General features: G+C 69.9%; 12 protein-coding genes and 3 pseudogenes. 11 read left to right on the top strand and 4 right to left on the bottom strand.

Annotated elements, in window-relative coordinates; all coding sequences use genetic code 11:
- The first annotated feature begins 95 nt into the window (after window positions 1–95).
- From ACIRFH_RS30700 to ACIRFH_RS30685, 4 genes are all read left to right on the top strand, one after another.
- Window positions 96–2,507, top strand: a complete 2,412-nt coding sequence (locus ACIRFH_RS30700) for a hypothetical protein (RefSeq protein ID WP_403527872.1) — start codon at window positions 96–98, stop codon at window positions 2,505–2,507.
- On the top strand, window positions 2,504–3,562 hold the full coding sequence (locus tag ACIRFH_RS30695) for a DciA family protein (protein WP_403527869.1): 1,059 nt from the start codon (window positions 2,504–2,506) through the stop codon (window positions 3,560–3,562). Before ACIRFH_RS30700 ends, ACIRFH_RS30695 begins: the two co-directional genes overlap by 4 nt.
- A complete protein-coding gene (locus tag ACIRFH_RS30690; RefSeq protein ID WP_403527866.1) occupies window positions 3,459–4,349 on the top strand; it encodes a hypothetical protein in 891 nt (296 codons plus the stop codon). Before ACIRFH_RS30695 ends, ACIRFH_RS30690 begins: the two co-directional genes overlap by 104 nt.
- Before the next feature lie 278 nt (window positions 4,350–4,627).
- Window positions 4,628–5,191, top strand: coding sequence for a chloramphenicol phosphotransferase CPT family protein (locus ACIRFH_RS30685; RefSeq protein ID WP_403527863.1), 564 nt, complete (start codon window positions 4,628–4,630; stop codon window positions 5,189–5,191).
- 81 nt (window positions 5,192–5,272) lie between these two features.
- Here the strand turns inward: ACIRFH_RS30685 and ACIRFH_RS30680 are convergent, their stop codons facing one another.
- On the bottom strand, window positions 5,273–6,460 hold the full coding sequence (locus tag ACIRFH_RS30680; protein ID WP_403527860.1) for an IS110 family transposase: 1,188 nt from the start codon (window positions 6,458–6,460) through the stop codon (window positions 5,273–5,275).
- A gap of 207 nt (window positions 6,461–6,667) precedes the next feature.
- On the opposite strand from ACIRFH_RS30680, the gene ACIRFH_RS30675 reads away from it, so the two are divergent.
- From ACIRFH_RS30675 to ACIRFH_RS30665, 3 genes are all read left to right on the top strand, one after another.
- Window positions 6,668–7,207: a winged helix-turn-helix domain-containing protein gene (locus ACIRFH_RS30675; RefSeq protein WP_403527857.1), complete on the top strand. Its 540-nt coding sequence runs from the start codon at window positions 6,668–6,670 to the stop codon at window positions 7,205–7,207.
- Window positions 7,204–7,752, top strand: coding sequence for a transposase (locus tag ACIRFH_RS30670; protein ID WP_403527854.1), 549 nt, complete (start codon window positions 7,204–7,206; stop codon window positions 7,750–7,752). Before ACIRFH_RS30675 ends, ACIRFH_RS30670 begins: the two co-directional genes overlap by 4 nt.
- Before the next feature lie 95 nt (window positions 7,753–7,847).
- Window positions 7,848–8,378, top strand: a complete 531-nt coding sequence (locus ACIRFH_RS30665) for a GNAT family N-acetyltransferase (RefSeq protein ID WP_403527851.1) — start codon at window positions 7,848–7,850, stop codon at window positions 8,376–8,378.
- Between the two features lie 91 nt (window positions 8,379–8,469).
- Here ACIRFH_RS30665 and ACIRFH_RS30660 read toward each other — a convergent pair.
- From ACIRFH_RS30660 to ACIRFH_RS30650, 3 genes and pseudogenes are all read right to left on the bottom strand, one after another.
- A pseudogene (locus ACIRFH_RS30660) lies at window positions 8,470–8,574 on the bottom strand (DNA-binding response regulator); the annotation flags it as partial.
- A complete protein-coding gene (locus ACIRFH_RS30655; protein WP_403528021.1) occupies window positions 8,564–8,722 on the bottom strand; it encodes a hypothetical protein in 159 nt (52 codons plus the stop codon). The pseudogene ACIRFH_RS30660 and the gene ACIRFH_RS30655, both read right to left, overlap by 11 nt.
- A gap of 363 nt (window positions 8,723–9,085) precedes the next feature.
- Window positions 9,086–9,882, bottom strand: a pseudogene (locus ACIRFH_RS30650) (IS701 family transposase); the annotation flags it as partial.
- Between the two features lie 197 nt (window positions 9,883–10,079).
- On the opposite strand from ACIRFH_RS30650, the gene ACIRFH_RS30645 reads away from it, so the two are divergent.
- The 4 genes and pseudogenes from ACIRFH_RS30645 (at window position 10,080) to ACIRFH_RS30630 (ending at window position 13,771) form a co-directional block, all read left to right on the top strand.
- Window positions 10,080–10,436, top strand: coding sequence for a hypothetical protein (locus tag ACIRFH_RS30645; protein WP_403527848.1), 357 nt, complete (start codon window positions 10,080–10,082; stop codon window positions 10,434–10,436).
- Between the two features lie 71 nt (window positions 10,437–10,507).
- Complete coding sequence (locus ACIRFH_RS30640; RefSeq protein WP_403527845.1) at window positions 10,508–11,827, top strand: relaxase domain-containing protein; 1,320 nt, start codon at window positions 10,508–10,510, stop codon at window positions 11,825–11,827.
- A gap of 709 nt (window positions 11,828–12,536) precedes the next feature.
- A pseudogene (locus tag ACIRFH_RS30635) lies at window positions 12,537–13,013 on the top strand (IS5 family transposase); the annotation flags it as partial.
- A gap of 11 nt (window positions 13,014–13,024) precedes the next feature.
- Window positions 13,025–13,771, top strand: a complete 747-nt coding sequence (locus ACIRFH_RS30630) for a hypothetical protein (RefSeq protein ID WP_403527843.1) — start codon at window positions 13,025–13,027, stop codon at window positions 13,769–13,771.
- The last annotated feature ends 156 nt before the right edge of the window (window positions 13,772–13,927 follow it).

Genomic DNA, 13,927 nt, shown 5'->3' with positions numbered 1-13,927 from the left:
GGTCTGTCCCTGCCGGGCCGGTCCCGGAGCGGGTGGCGGGTCATCCGTTGTCGCTCGGGCGGGACGCTCGCGCCCGTCTGGGCGGTGCGGTGCGCATGCTGCTGGACCTGGCCGGCCTGGACGGTGCGCCGGACGCGGTGCGCCTGGCGGTGCTGGTGCTGGCGTCGCGGACGCCCTCGGAGACCGGTGTGGTGGAGATCCGCACCTCCGAGCTGGGCCGGTGGCTCGGGCTGTCCGCGTCGTACACGGCCTCCAAGGTGGTGCCGGGGCTGCGCCGCTCGGGCGTGGTCTCGGTGGAGACGGCGGAGGGCGACTACGGGCAGGACGACGGCCTGGAGTGCCGGGTACTGCCGCTGTGGGCGGCGCAGGGGGTGGTGGGACACCCGCTGAACCTGTCGAAGAAGGAGTACGCGACGCTCCAGCGACTGCTGGAGGCCGTGATGGCGCCGGGCTGGAAGCACCGGGACGGCCGGGTCACTCCGGCCGGGCTGATTGGTACGCGTACCGGTCGGGGGGCGGCAACGGACCGTCTGGCGCTGCTGCTGCTGGTGCTGGAGGCGCGGGAGACCGGTCGGGTGCGGCAGTGCGGCGGGACGGTGGACACCAAGCGCGGCCGGGCCGCGGCGACGGTGGCCCGGCTGCTGGGCTGCACGGCGGCGGCGGGGGAGCGGGTGCTGGAGCGTCTGGAGGACCGGGAGCTGGTGCTGCGGGTGCGGCTGAAGACGGCCTCGGGCCTGGCGAACCGGTCGCGGCTGATGGTGCCGGCGGTCGCTGCCGCGCACGGCCGTACGGTCGGCGACGACGTCCAGGAGGACCGTGCGGAAGCCCTGGAGCCCGAGTTTTCAGACCCCGACGATGCGGCAGGGCCTGTTCAGGTGCCGGAGCTGGAGACGGAACCACAGGTCAGCGGCGTGCCGGTGACGGATGTGGCGGATGTTGCAGAGCCCGACGTTGCGGCAGCCCTTCACACTGACCACCCTCACCTGGTTACTCCCGTCGTTCCCCCGCAGCTCTCTGGTGGCTTTTCCGGCGAAGGCCGTGGGGGCGAAGGCCGTCGGCCGGAGCGCGCGTGCGCGGGCGAGGACCAGGCCGTCGACAGCGAGGACGCCGCTGCCGCCTCGGTGTCGCCGGTGGCTGAGGGCGGCCCGCTTCGCGGGGAACAGCCGAAGAAGGCCCCGGTCGCTGAGCGGGGTGGGCAGCGTGCTGCCGGGGCTGGTGCCGGTGGCCGGCCGAAGGCCGTGGGCTGGGACAAGGCGCAGCAGCAGCGGAGGGTGGGCCTTCCGGCTCGTCCTGCTCTGCAGGTGGCGCTGGGGCCGGTCGCGGGGCTGTGGGCGCAGCTTTCCGGCTGGCAGCAGGACCAGGTCCAGGCGGCCGCGGAAGCGGAGATCAAGCGGCTGGAGGGCCTGCTGGAGCACCAGGGCAGCGGGCCGCGGCTGCTGGCCGACCGGCTCACCGACCGGCTGAAGGAGACCGGCGGCGAGGCCCGGGTCGACAAGCCGTACGGGTGGCTGATCCGGCGGGGCCTGCCCCAGCGGCAGGCGTGCACGGACCGGCGCTGCGACGACGGGATCCGGCTGGACACCGGGGCCGAGTGTGAGATGTGCGGCAACGTGCTGCACGTCCGCCGCGCCCGGCGGGCGAAGGTCGCGGCGCAGATCGACCGGGAGCTGCCCGGCCTGAATGCCGGCGAGCGCCGCCGGCTCCTCGAGGAGCGGCTGCGCGAGCGGGTCGCCATCGAGGCGGAAGACCTCGCCTGGCGCCGCGAGCAGGCCCGCGTGGAACAGGCCCGCCGCGATGCCGCCCGTGCGGCTGCCCGGGAGCGGGCGGAGCGCGAGCGCCAGGAGGCGGCAGCCGCCGAAGCGGTGCACCAGGCCCAGCCGTGCGAGGACTGCGGGCGCGACCAGGCGGCCGGGCTGTGCGAGGCGTGCGACCACCGCCGTCAGACCAAGACCCTGATCGGCGAGGCCGCTCTCCTCGCGGCGGCCGGGTCCGCCGACCTGACCGACCCGGGCAGCGTCACGGCCCTTACCTCCAAGGCCCGGACGGCCATCGGCAGCAGCGTCGCCGCCGCATGGCAGGAGTTCCTGCAGATCACCGACGTCGCCATGCTGGAGGCTGATCCGGAGGCCGCGAGGGACGCGTACGCGTTCACCGCGTTCGAGACCGCACGGCAGGCCGTCCAGGAGTTCCAGACCACCGCGCTGGCGATGCTGGGCCGGACCGAGGAGGCAGAAGCCGAGGCCCGGCGGGCGTTCAAGGCGGAGCAGGGCCGTCCCTGGTTCCAGCACAACCCGACCGGCGCGGACGCCGTCGCCGCCGCGACGAAGGCCGCCGACGCGGCCCGGGAACGCGTGGCCGGGTACCTGCTGGCAACGCGGCTGGAGCAGCTGCGCGAGCACACCGCCGCCCGCACCGAGCCGGCCGCGGCCGCGCCATGGACGGACCGGCTGCCGGAACTCGCCGCGCGCCCGCTGGACGGCGACCACGCCGGGGCGGTGATCGCGTGAGCACCGAGCCGAGCGGCGTCGACCTCGCGCGCCAGGCCCTGGTCGCGGCCCGGGAAGCGGCGAAGAAGAACGGCGGCGCCCAGACGAAGAAGCCGAAGCGGCGCACCGGCACCGTCGTACGGCGTGACGGGTGTGAGCCGCTCGGGCTCGGTGCGGTGATCGGCATGATGATGACCGAGCGCGGCATGGTCGCCCCGGCCGCCGGCGGCGGCGTCCTCGCCCAGTTCGACGACATCCTCGCCGCGGCCGCGCCCGAGCTCGCCGGGCACGTCCAGGCCGTGGGCTTCGACGCGGACACCGGCCGCCTGGACGTCACCCCCGACGCGCCCGCGTACGGCACGCAGCTGCGCTGGAGCGCACCGAAGCTGATCGCGGCGGCCAACGAGAAGGTGCAGGGCTCGCACGTCCGCACCCTGCACGTCCTGGCGCCCGCCGCCGGGAAGGCTGGCCCCGTTACGGCGGCAGCCGACCTGGACCGGCAGCCCGCCGCCCCCGCTGGGCCGGTGCGCACCCGAGAGACCGCCTCCGACGGCTACCGCCGAGCCCTCGCCGCGCACCAGGCCGTCGCGCCTCCGAGCCGCATCGACCCCTCGATCGCGGAGGTGGTGGAGTGGCAGACCGCAGCGATGCGGGCTCTCAGCCTCCGGGCCTTCCCGGAGCCAGAGGCGATGGCCGATGACCAGCCGGCCCCGATCGAACAGGCCCACACCGAGCGCCAGCGCCAGGCCGATGTCTCCCGCGCTGCGGCCTGCGCCGGGCCCGTGCGGAGCGCGCGGCGAGGAAGGCCGGGACGACGGTGGGACAACTCAAGGCCGCAGCGGTCGTGGTGGAGCTGGAACGCACGGCGTGAACAGAACGGACTGCGTTCGCCCTGTCGGCTGATCGAGGCACAAGAGCCGCCGTCGACTGCAAGGATCAATGGCCACGAGAAGGTGAAGGAGACTGACGAGGATGCCGAAGAAGCGCAAGAAGGACCGCAAGGTGCCCCGGAAGCGCGCCACAGTTCGGACCGCTCCAGCCCAGCGCCCAGGTCTGGAACTCGCGGACTGGGATGACGCCCCGCAGGAGGACATCGACCTGCTCGGGGATCTCGCCGAACGGTTTCCCGCTCCTGCTGACGCGGTGAAGGCTGTCCAGGCCGGTGAGACGGTGGAGTGGATCGGCGACATCGAGGGCGCCAAAATGCGCCATCGCGTCATCCTCGCCGATAACGGTGAAGCCGTAATCGAGCAGGCCGTCTTTCTCGACGGTGCCCTGGAGCAGATGGTGCTGTGCGCCGCGTACCAGGCCGGCGAACACGGCCGCGACCAACTGCACACGGGCGTGCTCGCCGCTCTCGACGCCTTGCACGCAGTGATCCGGCCGATCGTGGAAGTCGGCGTCCGTAAGGTCCGCCCTGACTACACCGCTGCCGTACTTGAGTCCTTCCACGAGGCGCCCGAACCCAACGGTCCGGGCACACCGGTCTTCGGATGGCGTACCTTCCACAGCGTTGGCCCGGACACCACCTGGGACGACACGATCGACACAGCCACCTGGAACAGCTCAACCATGATGTCCGGGTTGATCGGAGACGCAGACGACGTGCCCGAGCTCCAACCTCTCCAACTGGCCCGGCTGCTGCGCAAGCACGGGGTCCCGGTCATCCTCTGCGCCGACTGCGGCGATCCCCTCACCGACCAGCACCCGCGATGGAGCGGTGTGTGGGTCTCGCCCAGCAACGACAACGGACCGCTGTGCGAGGCCCCCACCTCTGCGCTGCAGCTCCCGGCTCCCCGGCTCGGGTGGCTCACCGACGCAGAGTTCGGCCACCCACACCAACCCGCACACGTGAACGACTGAGAGACATGGGAGGCAGGGACCGGCGAGAATCCGCCGGGCTCTGCCTCTTGCCGACGGCAACGAACCGAAGTCGATCGCGACCTGATAGGCGTGATGACATACGCCGGATCTGCGGCGAACCCGCCGGTCAACGGAGCGTGCGGGCGAGTGACAACTTCCCAATCTCGATGTCAAGGACCTGGCATTCGCCAATCCGCTGTTTGGAGTGACCACGTGGCTACGGACGAACAAGCGCAGCCGAGTGTCCCGCCGAAGCGGCACCATGTGACCATGCCGATATGACATCTGGACGGATCATCTTCCTCAATGGCACCTCTAGTTCAGGAAAGTCGAGCATTGCCCGAGAGCTCCTGGACATCCTGGAAGATGGCGTTTTCTTCCACTTGGCGGTCGACAGCTTCAACGCAATGCGCAGCAAGCGGGAGCTCGGGGCGGAGGAACTGGACAACGCACTGCGGCGGACCAGGATGGGCTTCCACCGGTCGATTGCGGCCATGGCCGAAGTGGGCAACGACATTGTGGTCGATCACGTGCTGAGCGAGCCGTGGCGACTACTCGACTGCCTAGCGGTTCTACCGCCCGAGGACGTCCTGTTTGTCGGTGTCCACTGCCCGCTGGACGAGCTCACTCGCCGCGAGCTGGCTCGGGGGGACCGCCCTTCGGGCCTCGCGGCACACCAATATGACCTGGTACATGCCCACGGCGACTACGACGTGGAGTGCGACACCAGCACAGCGAGCCCGCGCGAATGCGCACAGCGCATCAAGGAATTCCTACCGCATCACTCCAGCCCTACCGCCTTCACTCGCCTCCGACGTCGTCATCTGTTGGGTAACCAGTGACTACCGGACGAGAAGCGCAGCCTCTTCGATGAGCAGGTTGGATTACACACAAGCCTGGACGTCAGCGGATGGCCGGGACATTCAAGCCTCCGCCGAACGGGCAGGAGGAGAAAAGGGTGTCTCGTCTCGGATCATGGCCCAGAGGACGTTCACGCGGCGCCGCGCGAGGGCAAGGACGGCCTGCTTGTGCCCCTTGCCCTCCTTCCTCTTCCGGTCGTAGTACGCCTTCGAGACAGGACACCAGAACACGCTGACCTGAGCGGACAGGTAGAAAGCCCGTTGGAGACCGCGGTGATAGCGGCGGGGCCGACGCAGGTTCCCGCTGACTTTCCCGGAGTCCCAAGGGACCGGGGCCAGGCCGGCGAAGCCGGCCAGGCGGTCGGGACTGGCGAAGGCGGTGAGGTCACCGCCGGTCGCGGCAATGAACTCGGCACCGGTGATGGGGCCCATGCCGGGCAGGGTGAGGATGATCTCGGCGTCCCGGTGCTGGCGGAAGCGCGCCTCGATCCGGGCGTCGAACTCGGCCACCTCGTCGTTGTGAGCGACCACCGAGCGGGCGAGGCGACCGACGAGCTCGGCGCCCAACTCCTCACCGCGCAGGGCGGTCATCTGGGACTGGGCGGCTTCCACGGCTGCGGCCGCGAGCGCACCGGCCTTCTGGACCTTGCGGTTGCGCAGCCAGGTCTCCAGGCGTCGGACGCCCATGCGGCGGATCGCGGCCGGGGTCTGATAGGCGGTCAGCAGGAGGACCGAGCCTTTCTTCGTCAGGTCCAGGGCTCGTTCGAGGGCGGGGAAGTACTCCAGGAGCTGGGCCCGCAGGCGGTTGATCTGGCGGGTGCGGTCGTGGACGACGTCCAGGCGCCGGGCAGTGAGGAGCCGCAGGTCGAGGGCGATGTCGTCGCCGGGGCGGAGCATGCTGACGTCGCGGCGGAGGCGGGCCTGGTCGGCGATGATGAAGGCGTCACGGGCGTCGGTCTTGCCTTCGCCCCGGTAGGTCGTGGACGCCTGGTGGACGGTCCGGCCGGTGAGGTAGGCGACGGGCTGGCCGTGGTTGAGGAGGAGGCCGGTGGCCAGGGCGGCGATGCCGGTGTTGATGTCCACGGCCCACAGCACGTCGCGGGATATCTCCAGGACGTCTCCGATGAGCTGGAGCAGCTCGGTCTCGTCGTTCAGGACGCGGCGGGACAGCAGCCGCTTGCCGTCGGCATCGATGACCACCGCGTGGTGGTGCTTCTTGCCGATGTCCAGTCCGGCCCAGATCTCGGGCACGCTTCCCTCCGCCAGCTCGTCGTCACACCGTCTCCCGCAGACGACCTCGCTGACGTTGTCTTACGGAGCGATCGAGTCGCGATTCCCAATTGGTGGTCGAGTCGTCGCGGGGCTCCGGGCGGCCAAGTTGCCTAACTGGCTCTACTGAGCTTGTCGGCGTGATGTCGCGAGGGTGACAAGTGATGGTTGTCGCGGTATGCCGGAAGTATGAGGTATCCGCAAGGCGGCGGCCTGACCGCCGAGCGGCGGGCGTTTCGCGAACGCATCCGTATGGAGGCGGCCGAGATGTTCGCTGAAGGACAGGACAACGCGGCGGTGGCGAAGGAACTGCGGGTCAGTGTGCGCTCGGTGCAGCGCTGGCGCCGTTCCTGGCAGGAAGGCGGCCGACAGACGCTGCACTCCAAGGGATCGGCCGCCCGGCCCAAGCTGAACGAGGCCCTGTTCGCGGTTCTGGAGCAGGAGCTGGCCAAGGGACCGGCCGCCCACGGCTGGCCGGACCAGACCTGGACCCTGGCCAGGATCAAGACGCTGATCGGACGCCGGTTCCACCGGACCCTCACGCTCTCGGCCATCGCGAAGATGCTCCGGCGTCACGGATGGAGCCACCAGGTTCCGGCCCGACGGGCGACCGAGCGTGACGAGGACGCGGTCGCCGGCTGGGTGAAGGAGACCTGGACTCAGGTAAAAGGACCGCGGCGGCGCTCGGCGGCTGGATCGTCTTCGAGGACGAAGCCGGCTTCTCGATGACGCCGCCCACCTCCCGCACCTGGGCAAGGCGCGGGCACACGCCCGTGATCCGGGTACGGGGACGTTCCCAGCGCCGGTTCTCGATCGCCGCCCTGGCCTGTTACAAGCAGGGCGAACGCTCACGTCTGGTCTTCCGGCCCAAGCGGCACGTCGACCACAAGCGCGGCGGCCGGCGCAGCTTCACCTGGACCGACTACCGCGACCTGCTGACCGCCGCCCACCAGCAACTCGGCGCCCCCTTCGTGCTCGTCTGGGACAGCCTCAACGTGCACCTGGACGCCCGGCTGCGGGCCTTCATCCACGCCCGCGACTGGATCACCGCCTACCAGTTACCGCCTTACGCACCCGACCTGAACCCGGTCGAAGGCATCTGGGCACTGGTCCGACGCGCGGGCCAGAACAACACCGCCTTCACCGACCCCGACCACCTGATGCACATCCTGCGCCGCACCCTCCGCGAACTCCAGTACCGCAGCGAAACCATCGACGGATGCCTCGCCGCAACCGGACTCACCCTGACGACATCACGCCGACAAGCTCAGTAGCGATCAGGCAGCTCGAAAATGTCGATGAGAACTGACAACCCTGGCGCTCGACCGTGGCTGGAGGACATCTCGAGCACTCGTGCGAGGATCGCGATGTGAACGATCTGCAGTTTCGCCTCGCTGAGGACACCGATCTCAACACTCTCGTTCGTCTGCGTGACGACGCTGCCCGCTGGATGCTCGCCCAGGGCGTTACCGGGCAGTGGCAACCCGGCCAGTTGGGCAAGGACCACTTCCGCAAGGCCATGGACAGTGGTGAGGTCTGGCTCGCCGAGGTTGATGGCCGCGTGGCCGGGGTCTGGGAGCTGTGGTGGGAAGACGAGGACGCCTGGGAACCGCAGCCGCCGGTGGCTGGCTATGTGCACCGCCTGATGGTGGACCGCAACCGTGCCCAGCCAGGGACGGGGCGGTTTCTGCTGCGTGCTGCGGAGCGACGGGTCGCCCAGGCGGGGCGGGCGTTCGTGCGTCTCGACTGCCTGGCTGGTAACGCGCGCCTGAACGCCTACTACCTGGACGCCGGCTACCGGGTCGTCGGTCACAAGGCAGGCAAGCCGCAGCCGGGTAGTGCACCCAAGTCCTTCACCCTCCTGGAGAAGTCCTGCGGACCGGTCGCGGAGGCTCGGTAACTGTCCCCAGGGGGACGCCTCCGCTGAGGAAGACGGCGGCGGCCGCGGTCAGTGTGCGGCAGCATCCTGTGCTCGGGCAGTCCTCGTGCTGGCGTACGTCCATCAGCACGACGTCTGGTCGTTCGCGGCGGGCGAGTTCGACGGCCTCTATGCCGTCTGCGGCCTCACCCGCGGCGGTCAGCTGATCAGAGTGCACGCCACCGCATTCGGCAGTAGGGCCGGATCGCGAGCGGCAGTGGTGCGGAGTGCACGATGTGGAGGCGGGAGACCGCTCGGGTGAGGGCCACGTACAGTCGGTTCATGCTGCGGGGCTCGGCTTGGACGATGGCTGAGGGCTCGACCACCACGACGTGGTCGTACTCCAGTCCCTTGGCAGTGGAGGCCGGCACGACGGTGAGGCGGGCTCCGAGAGTGTCCGGTCCGGATGCCGGGATGCCGGCCGCGATGAGAGCACGGTGGAGCTTTGGGCTTCGGCGTCGGCTGCGATGACGCCGATGGAGCCTGTATGCTCCAACGCTGAACTGCCCGCCCCCGTCATCGCGGACGCCCTCGGCTACCACGACAAGACCACCAGCCGCCTCCTCAGAGAAAGCGGCGGGACCTGGAGCCGATACGCCGCTGGCGACCACAGCCGGTCACCGGCGGGCTGGGCTCCCAAGGGAACCCGCGACAGTTGAATACGCGAGCCCACCAGTACCAAGGCCGTATCCGGGCCGCCCGGCCGGGCCATGGATGTCGACCTGGACCCAGTCGTAGTAACGCTCGCCCTTCGCTCCCGCCCCGGCTGACAGCCGCTGCCAGGCCCGCCGGGGTATCCGCGTCACGAGCGCCTTCGCCTGGACCTTGCCTGCGTGCGTGGGAACTTGGTGGGTGCTTGAGACGGCCAGGACGTAGCCGAAAGGGCGGGTTTCCAGCGCGGCGCGCAGGTGCGGGCTGTCGCCGTAGACCTCGTCTCCGGCCACCCACCGGGCGGGCGTGCCCGTGTCCAGCGCCGTCGTGACCATCCGAGCGGCCAGTTGGGGCTTGGCCGCGAATGCCAGGTCGTCGGGGATGCCGGCGGCTCGGCACCGGTCGGGATCGTCGGTCCACGAGCGCGGCACGTACAGGGGCCCGGTCGATCGCGGCATGCCCGCGCATGGCGGAGTGGACGAGGTAGACGGCGACCTGGGAGTTCTCGATCCGCCCGGCCGTGCCGGTGTACTGGCGCTGTACGCCGACCGTCGCGGTGCCCTTCTTCAGGTCGCCGGTCTCATCGACCACAAGCACAGCCTGCTCGTCATACAGGTGCTCGACCACGTAGGCGCGTACGTTGTCGCGGACCGCGTCGGCGTCCCACTTCGCGCGGTGCAGCAGGTGCTGCATGCCATCCGGGGTGGCGTCGCCCGCGTGCTCGGCCAGGGTCCCAGCAGTTCTTCCTCGGCAAGTCCGCGAGCAGGCCCAGCACCAACGCCGTCGTGCGGCGACGAGGTTCGTCCCGCGCGAACCGGCCCGCGACACGGCCCATCAGCTGATCGAACATCGCACGCCAACGGGCGGGCACTACGCTGTAGCCCGCGGCCACTGCTTGATCGTCTGTCTTCACCCACCGATGATCAGCGGTGGCCGTTCGCGTCGCCGCCCCGTCGCCGCCCGCAAGAGCACGCTCGCCGACCGAGGCAGTAGGCTCCGGTTGCCTACGGTGGGGATGCGGGAGGGGTATCGATGACGGCCACAGGATGGTTTGTGCTCGTTGAGCGGTCGGAGTTGGTCGGGGGCTCCTACAACTACGGTGTTGCCAAGACGATCCCCGCGGGTGATGAGGAGAGCGAGGCGTGGGCCCTGGCTCTGGAAACGGCCCGGACGCACGGCCACTTCGGATACGAGCGTGACCACACACGGGAGATCTACCGTGCGCCAGACGGAGCTCTCCGCGTCATCTTCAGAGACCATCGCGGATGGGTCGGCCGCGACCTTCGAGTCTCGGTGGCAGAACTCGTGGAGGTGCGCGAGCCTGAGGCGCCCACCGTAGACAAGGAGACAGATGCCCAGAAGCGCAGGTTCGGCCGGTTTCGGAGATGACATTCCCAGCTCCGCCTGCGGGTCGGAGCTGTCAGAGGCCGTGTTGCAACGACCGCTAGAACTGAAGCACCGTGGCGGCTTCCGCGCTCTACAACGAGCTGGTGGCCGCTGAGGTCTGCGCGGCGCTGGGGCTGGCGACCGAGCCGCGCATCGTCACCCCGGGGCGCCGGCCCGTGATGGAGGTTGCCGGGGTGTCGCACGGGCTGATCCGCTGGACTGCCCGGCGCAGCGACCAGATCGCCGCCTGCCTGGCAGAGCTGGAGCACGAGTACGTCACCGCCGTCGACGACGACGGCGAGCCGCTGTTCCTGCCCGTGGTCTCCGAGCGGGCCCGCGCCAAGCTGAACCGGATCGCTGCCCGCAAGACCCGCCCGCCGAAGCAGACGGCCCAGCCGCTCGCGCAGCTGCGCGTCTGGTGGAAGGTGAGCGCGATCCTCACCTCCAAGGTCGCCGCCGACGTCATCACTTCCCTCCTCGAGCACGCTCGCGCCGCAGCCGCCGCGATCCGGGCCCGCGTCGTGGCCGTGGTCGATGTCGCCCTGGCGGCTGTCGACGTCACCGCGACGGTGTTCGTGATGAACGACGGCGGCCGCTTCCACCGTCGGCACCTGCTTGCCGAAGCCCGCCGCCATCTCGCCCTCGTCCTGCGCGGCCGCCGCCGGGACCCCGGCCTGGACGACCAGATCGTGACTGCCGCCATCTCCACCCACTGCCTGGACATCACCGAGCCGAAGACCGTACGCGGCCGGGAGGCCGGCTACCGCCTCTACACCGCTCGGTGGGCGCTGTCCGACCTTCCCGCCCGCCGCCGACCTCCGGCCCCCGCCTCCGACCCGGACTGGCAACCCCCGGCCGATCCCGGCGAGCCGGCCGCGCCCCGGCCCCCGGGCCAGGATGCGGGGGAGTGGGAGATCCCCCGCCTCCCGCTCCAGTACGAGCGCGCCGTCCTCGCTGGCGCGGTGGTACGCGAACAGCTGCGCACCACCACCGCCCCCGCGGTGCGGGGCCGGGCGTACGACGTCGTCACCCACCAGCAGGCAGCGATGCCCGAGCAGCTGCTCCTGCCCGAGCCGGCCGACCCCGAGCACGACGACCAGGAGCCGAAGGCTGGTAGCGGGGAGGCGATCGACATGACGGCGCTGCGGGCGTTGCGGAGGTCCCGTACGGACGTGGAAGCCCTCGATCTCACCGCCGACCGGCTGCGCCGTCTCCAGGACACGTTCGCCAAGGTGGGCGACGACTCCCGTCTTCGCGCGGACCGCGTCCGCGCGGACGCGGCCAACGCGGGCCAGGACGATGTCGGCGCGGTGCGCCCGGTGCGCCCAGACGACCAGCAGGCGCACCGCCCACAGCAGCCCGGACCGCACCGCGGCCGGGAGGCCGACCACTGAGTGGACCCCATGGTGCGCACCCGGTGCGGTGGTGCGCACCGACGACGCCCGGCTCCACTCCACCGAGTGGAGTCCACCGTCCGGGAGTGGACGCCACCGTGCTCGTCATCCACTCCACCGAGTGGAGCCCACCGGGTGGAAGTGAACGCCATCGACGGGAGCGGGGCCGCGCATCCACCCGGTGCGTTTCTAATCCAGGGTGTAAGCAGCTTGTCGCGGATCCCGCAAGGATGCGAAGAGACGCTTGTACGGGCGGCGGACGCCTTGGCCCTCTCCAGTCCCCGAGGCTCGCTCTGAGACCGGCGCCGCTGCCCACCGATTGACCGGTGGTGCGTGGGTGCCGGGCAAGGTCTGATCCGACCATGGCCTGTGAGGCCTCCCGATAGAGCGACAGCCCGGAGCCTGCGCACCACCACGAACATGCGCGTGATCGTGAATTTCGTGGGGTGACGCGGGTGCCGGGCTGATGCCTCCGTTTCTCCCGGCCGTTCCAGGCCTCTGTCAAAAGCGGCACGGCCCGGTGCCTGCGTGACCACCACGAAACTCACGGCGGTCGGCCAGACGTTGACGTCACGGCGCGAGCCCACTCCAGGGTCGATCTCTTGTTCATCGCGAGTCCCAGAGTTCTGTAGACAGATCGAGGCCCCTGAAGTGCGCTGGTGTCGCGAACGGCTACTGAGATGGCGGACCGACGAGTCCTGGGATTAGGGGGGATCACGTCGGCCCCTCGCCCGTCGACCGCGCTCGCCCCGGCTCCAAGCACCACCTGATCGTCGACCGCCACGGAACCCCGCTTGCGGTAACACTCACCGGCGGCAACCGGCACGACGTCACCCAGCTCCTGCCGCTGCTGGACGCTGTCCCGCCGATCCGGGGCTTTCGCGGACGCCCCCGCCGCAAGCCTCGGCGGCTGTACGCCGACCGGGGCTACGACTTCGACAAGTACCGCCGCCTGCTGTGGAGACGGGGCATCAAACCCGTGATCGCCCGACGCGGCGTCGCCCACGGTTCCGGACTGGGCAAAGTGCGGTGGGTGGTCGAGCGCATCTTCGCCTGGCTGCACCAGTTCAAACGACTCCGCACCCGCTACGAACGACGCGCCGACCTCCACCAGGGACTGCTCGAACTGGCCTGCACAATCATCTGTTTGCGACGCCTTCGAAAAGCTCTCCGCCCCCAGCAGTAGGATCCCAACGCATGACGTCCCCTGTGCACGGCGACTCCGAGTCGTCCCGTCAAGAACTTCCTGGCGAACCCGGTGCTGCCGAGGGCGACGACACGCTGATCGACATGCTGTGTACTCGCGCGTGGGACCCGGGCCGACGGTTCGACACGGCACCGGTGCCACGCTCGTGGATCGAGGAACACTTCGGCCCGGAGCATCTCGAGCACATTCGGAGCCAGACGGTCGGCTCCAGCAGCAACGGCATGGTCGTGCTCAAGTCGCAAACCGAGGAGGTGGCGGCCTACTTCGCTGACGTTCCGCGCGGACCGTTGTTTCCGCCGGTCACACCACCTGAAGTCGAAGCCGCCGAGGATATTATCGGGCGTCCGCTGCCGACCCTCCTTCGGAGGATTTACACCGAGGTCAGCGACGGCGGCTTCGGGCCTGACGGCGGTCTGGCCTCTCTCACCGACGGTCGGCGTGCTCCGGGGGACCTGATCGACTGGCCCTGTTCGGTTACCCGGCACGAACGCGACTGTGCGGCAGGACTGCCCGGATCATGGCTGTACCTGGCGTCGGGCGGCTGCACGATGCAGTGGCATCTGTCATTGCTCGCAGTCAGAAACCCCGTGCTGCTCTACGACGCAGACGGCTGGGTGCCAAGCTGGGGCGAGGACCCCCATGACGGCCTGCGCCACGCGACCGGATCACTGCGGCAATGGTTGTGGACCTGGGCCGATGGCGGCGATGTCTGGGCCGAAGCACTCAGCCTCCCGTAACCGATACACAGAGCTGGACTTGGCTCCGCTCAGCAGCCTCGTCATTCTGAAACGATCAGTTAAAGAGCGTTTTGTCCCGGCAGGGTTGTTTGGTGTTGATTCGCGGGTCGATCCAGTACGGGGCCTTTGGGACAGACATGCCTGAAGCGAGGCGAG

Source organism: Streptomyces sp. NPDC093586 (assembly GCF_044764905.1).
Taxonomy (GTDB): Bacteria; Actinomycetota; Actinomycetes; order Streptomycetales; family Streptomycetaceae; genus Streptomyces.
Note: the sequence above shows the minus strand (reverse complement) of the source record. Positions and strands in the feature narration are given on the sequence as shown.

Bases quoted from the DNA above. Each gene is read 5' to 3' on its own strand.
- ACIRFH_RS30630 (WP_403527843.1), top strand. From the start codon at position 13,025: ATGACGTCCCCTGTGCACGGCGACTCCGAGTCGTCCCGTCAAGAACTT.
- ACIRFH_RS30675 (WP_403527857.1), top strand. From the start codon at position 6,668: ATGAGGTATCCGCAAGGCGGCGGCCTGACCGCCGAGCGGCGGGCGTTT.
- ACIRFH_RS30700 (WP_403527872.1), top strand. From the start codon at position 96: ATGCTGCTGGACCTGGCCGGCCTGGACGGTGCGCCGGACGCGGTGCGC.
- ACIRFH_RS30670 (WP_403527854.1), top strand. From the start codon at position 7,204: ATGACGCCGCCCACCTCCCGCACCTGGGCAAGGCGCGGGCACACGCCC.
- ACIRFH_RS30690 (WP_403527866.1), top strand. From the start codon at position 3,459: ATGCCGAAGAAGCGCAAGAAGGACCGCAAGGTGCCCCGGAAGCGCGCC.
- ACIRFH_RS30645 (WP_403527848.1), top strand. From the start codon at position 10,080: ATGACGGCCACAGGATGGTTTGTGCTCGTTGAGCGGTCGGAGTTGGTC.
- ACIRFH_RS30685 (WP_403527863.1), top strand. From the start codon at position 4,628: ATGACATCTGGACGGATCATCTTCCTCAATGGCACCTCTAGTTCAGGA.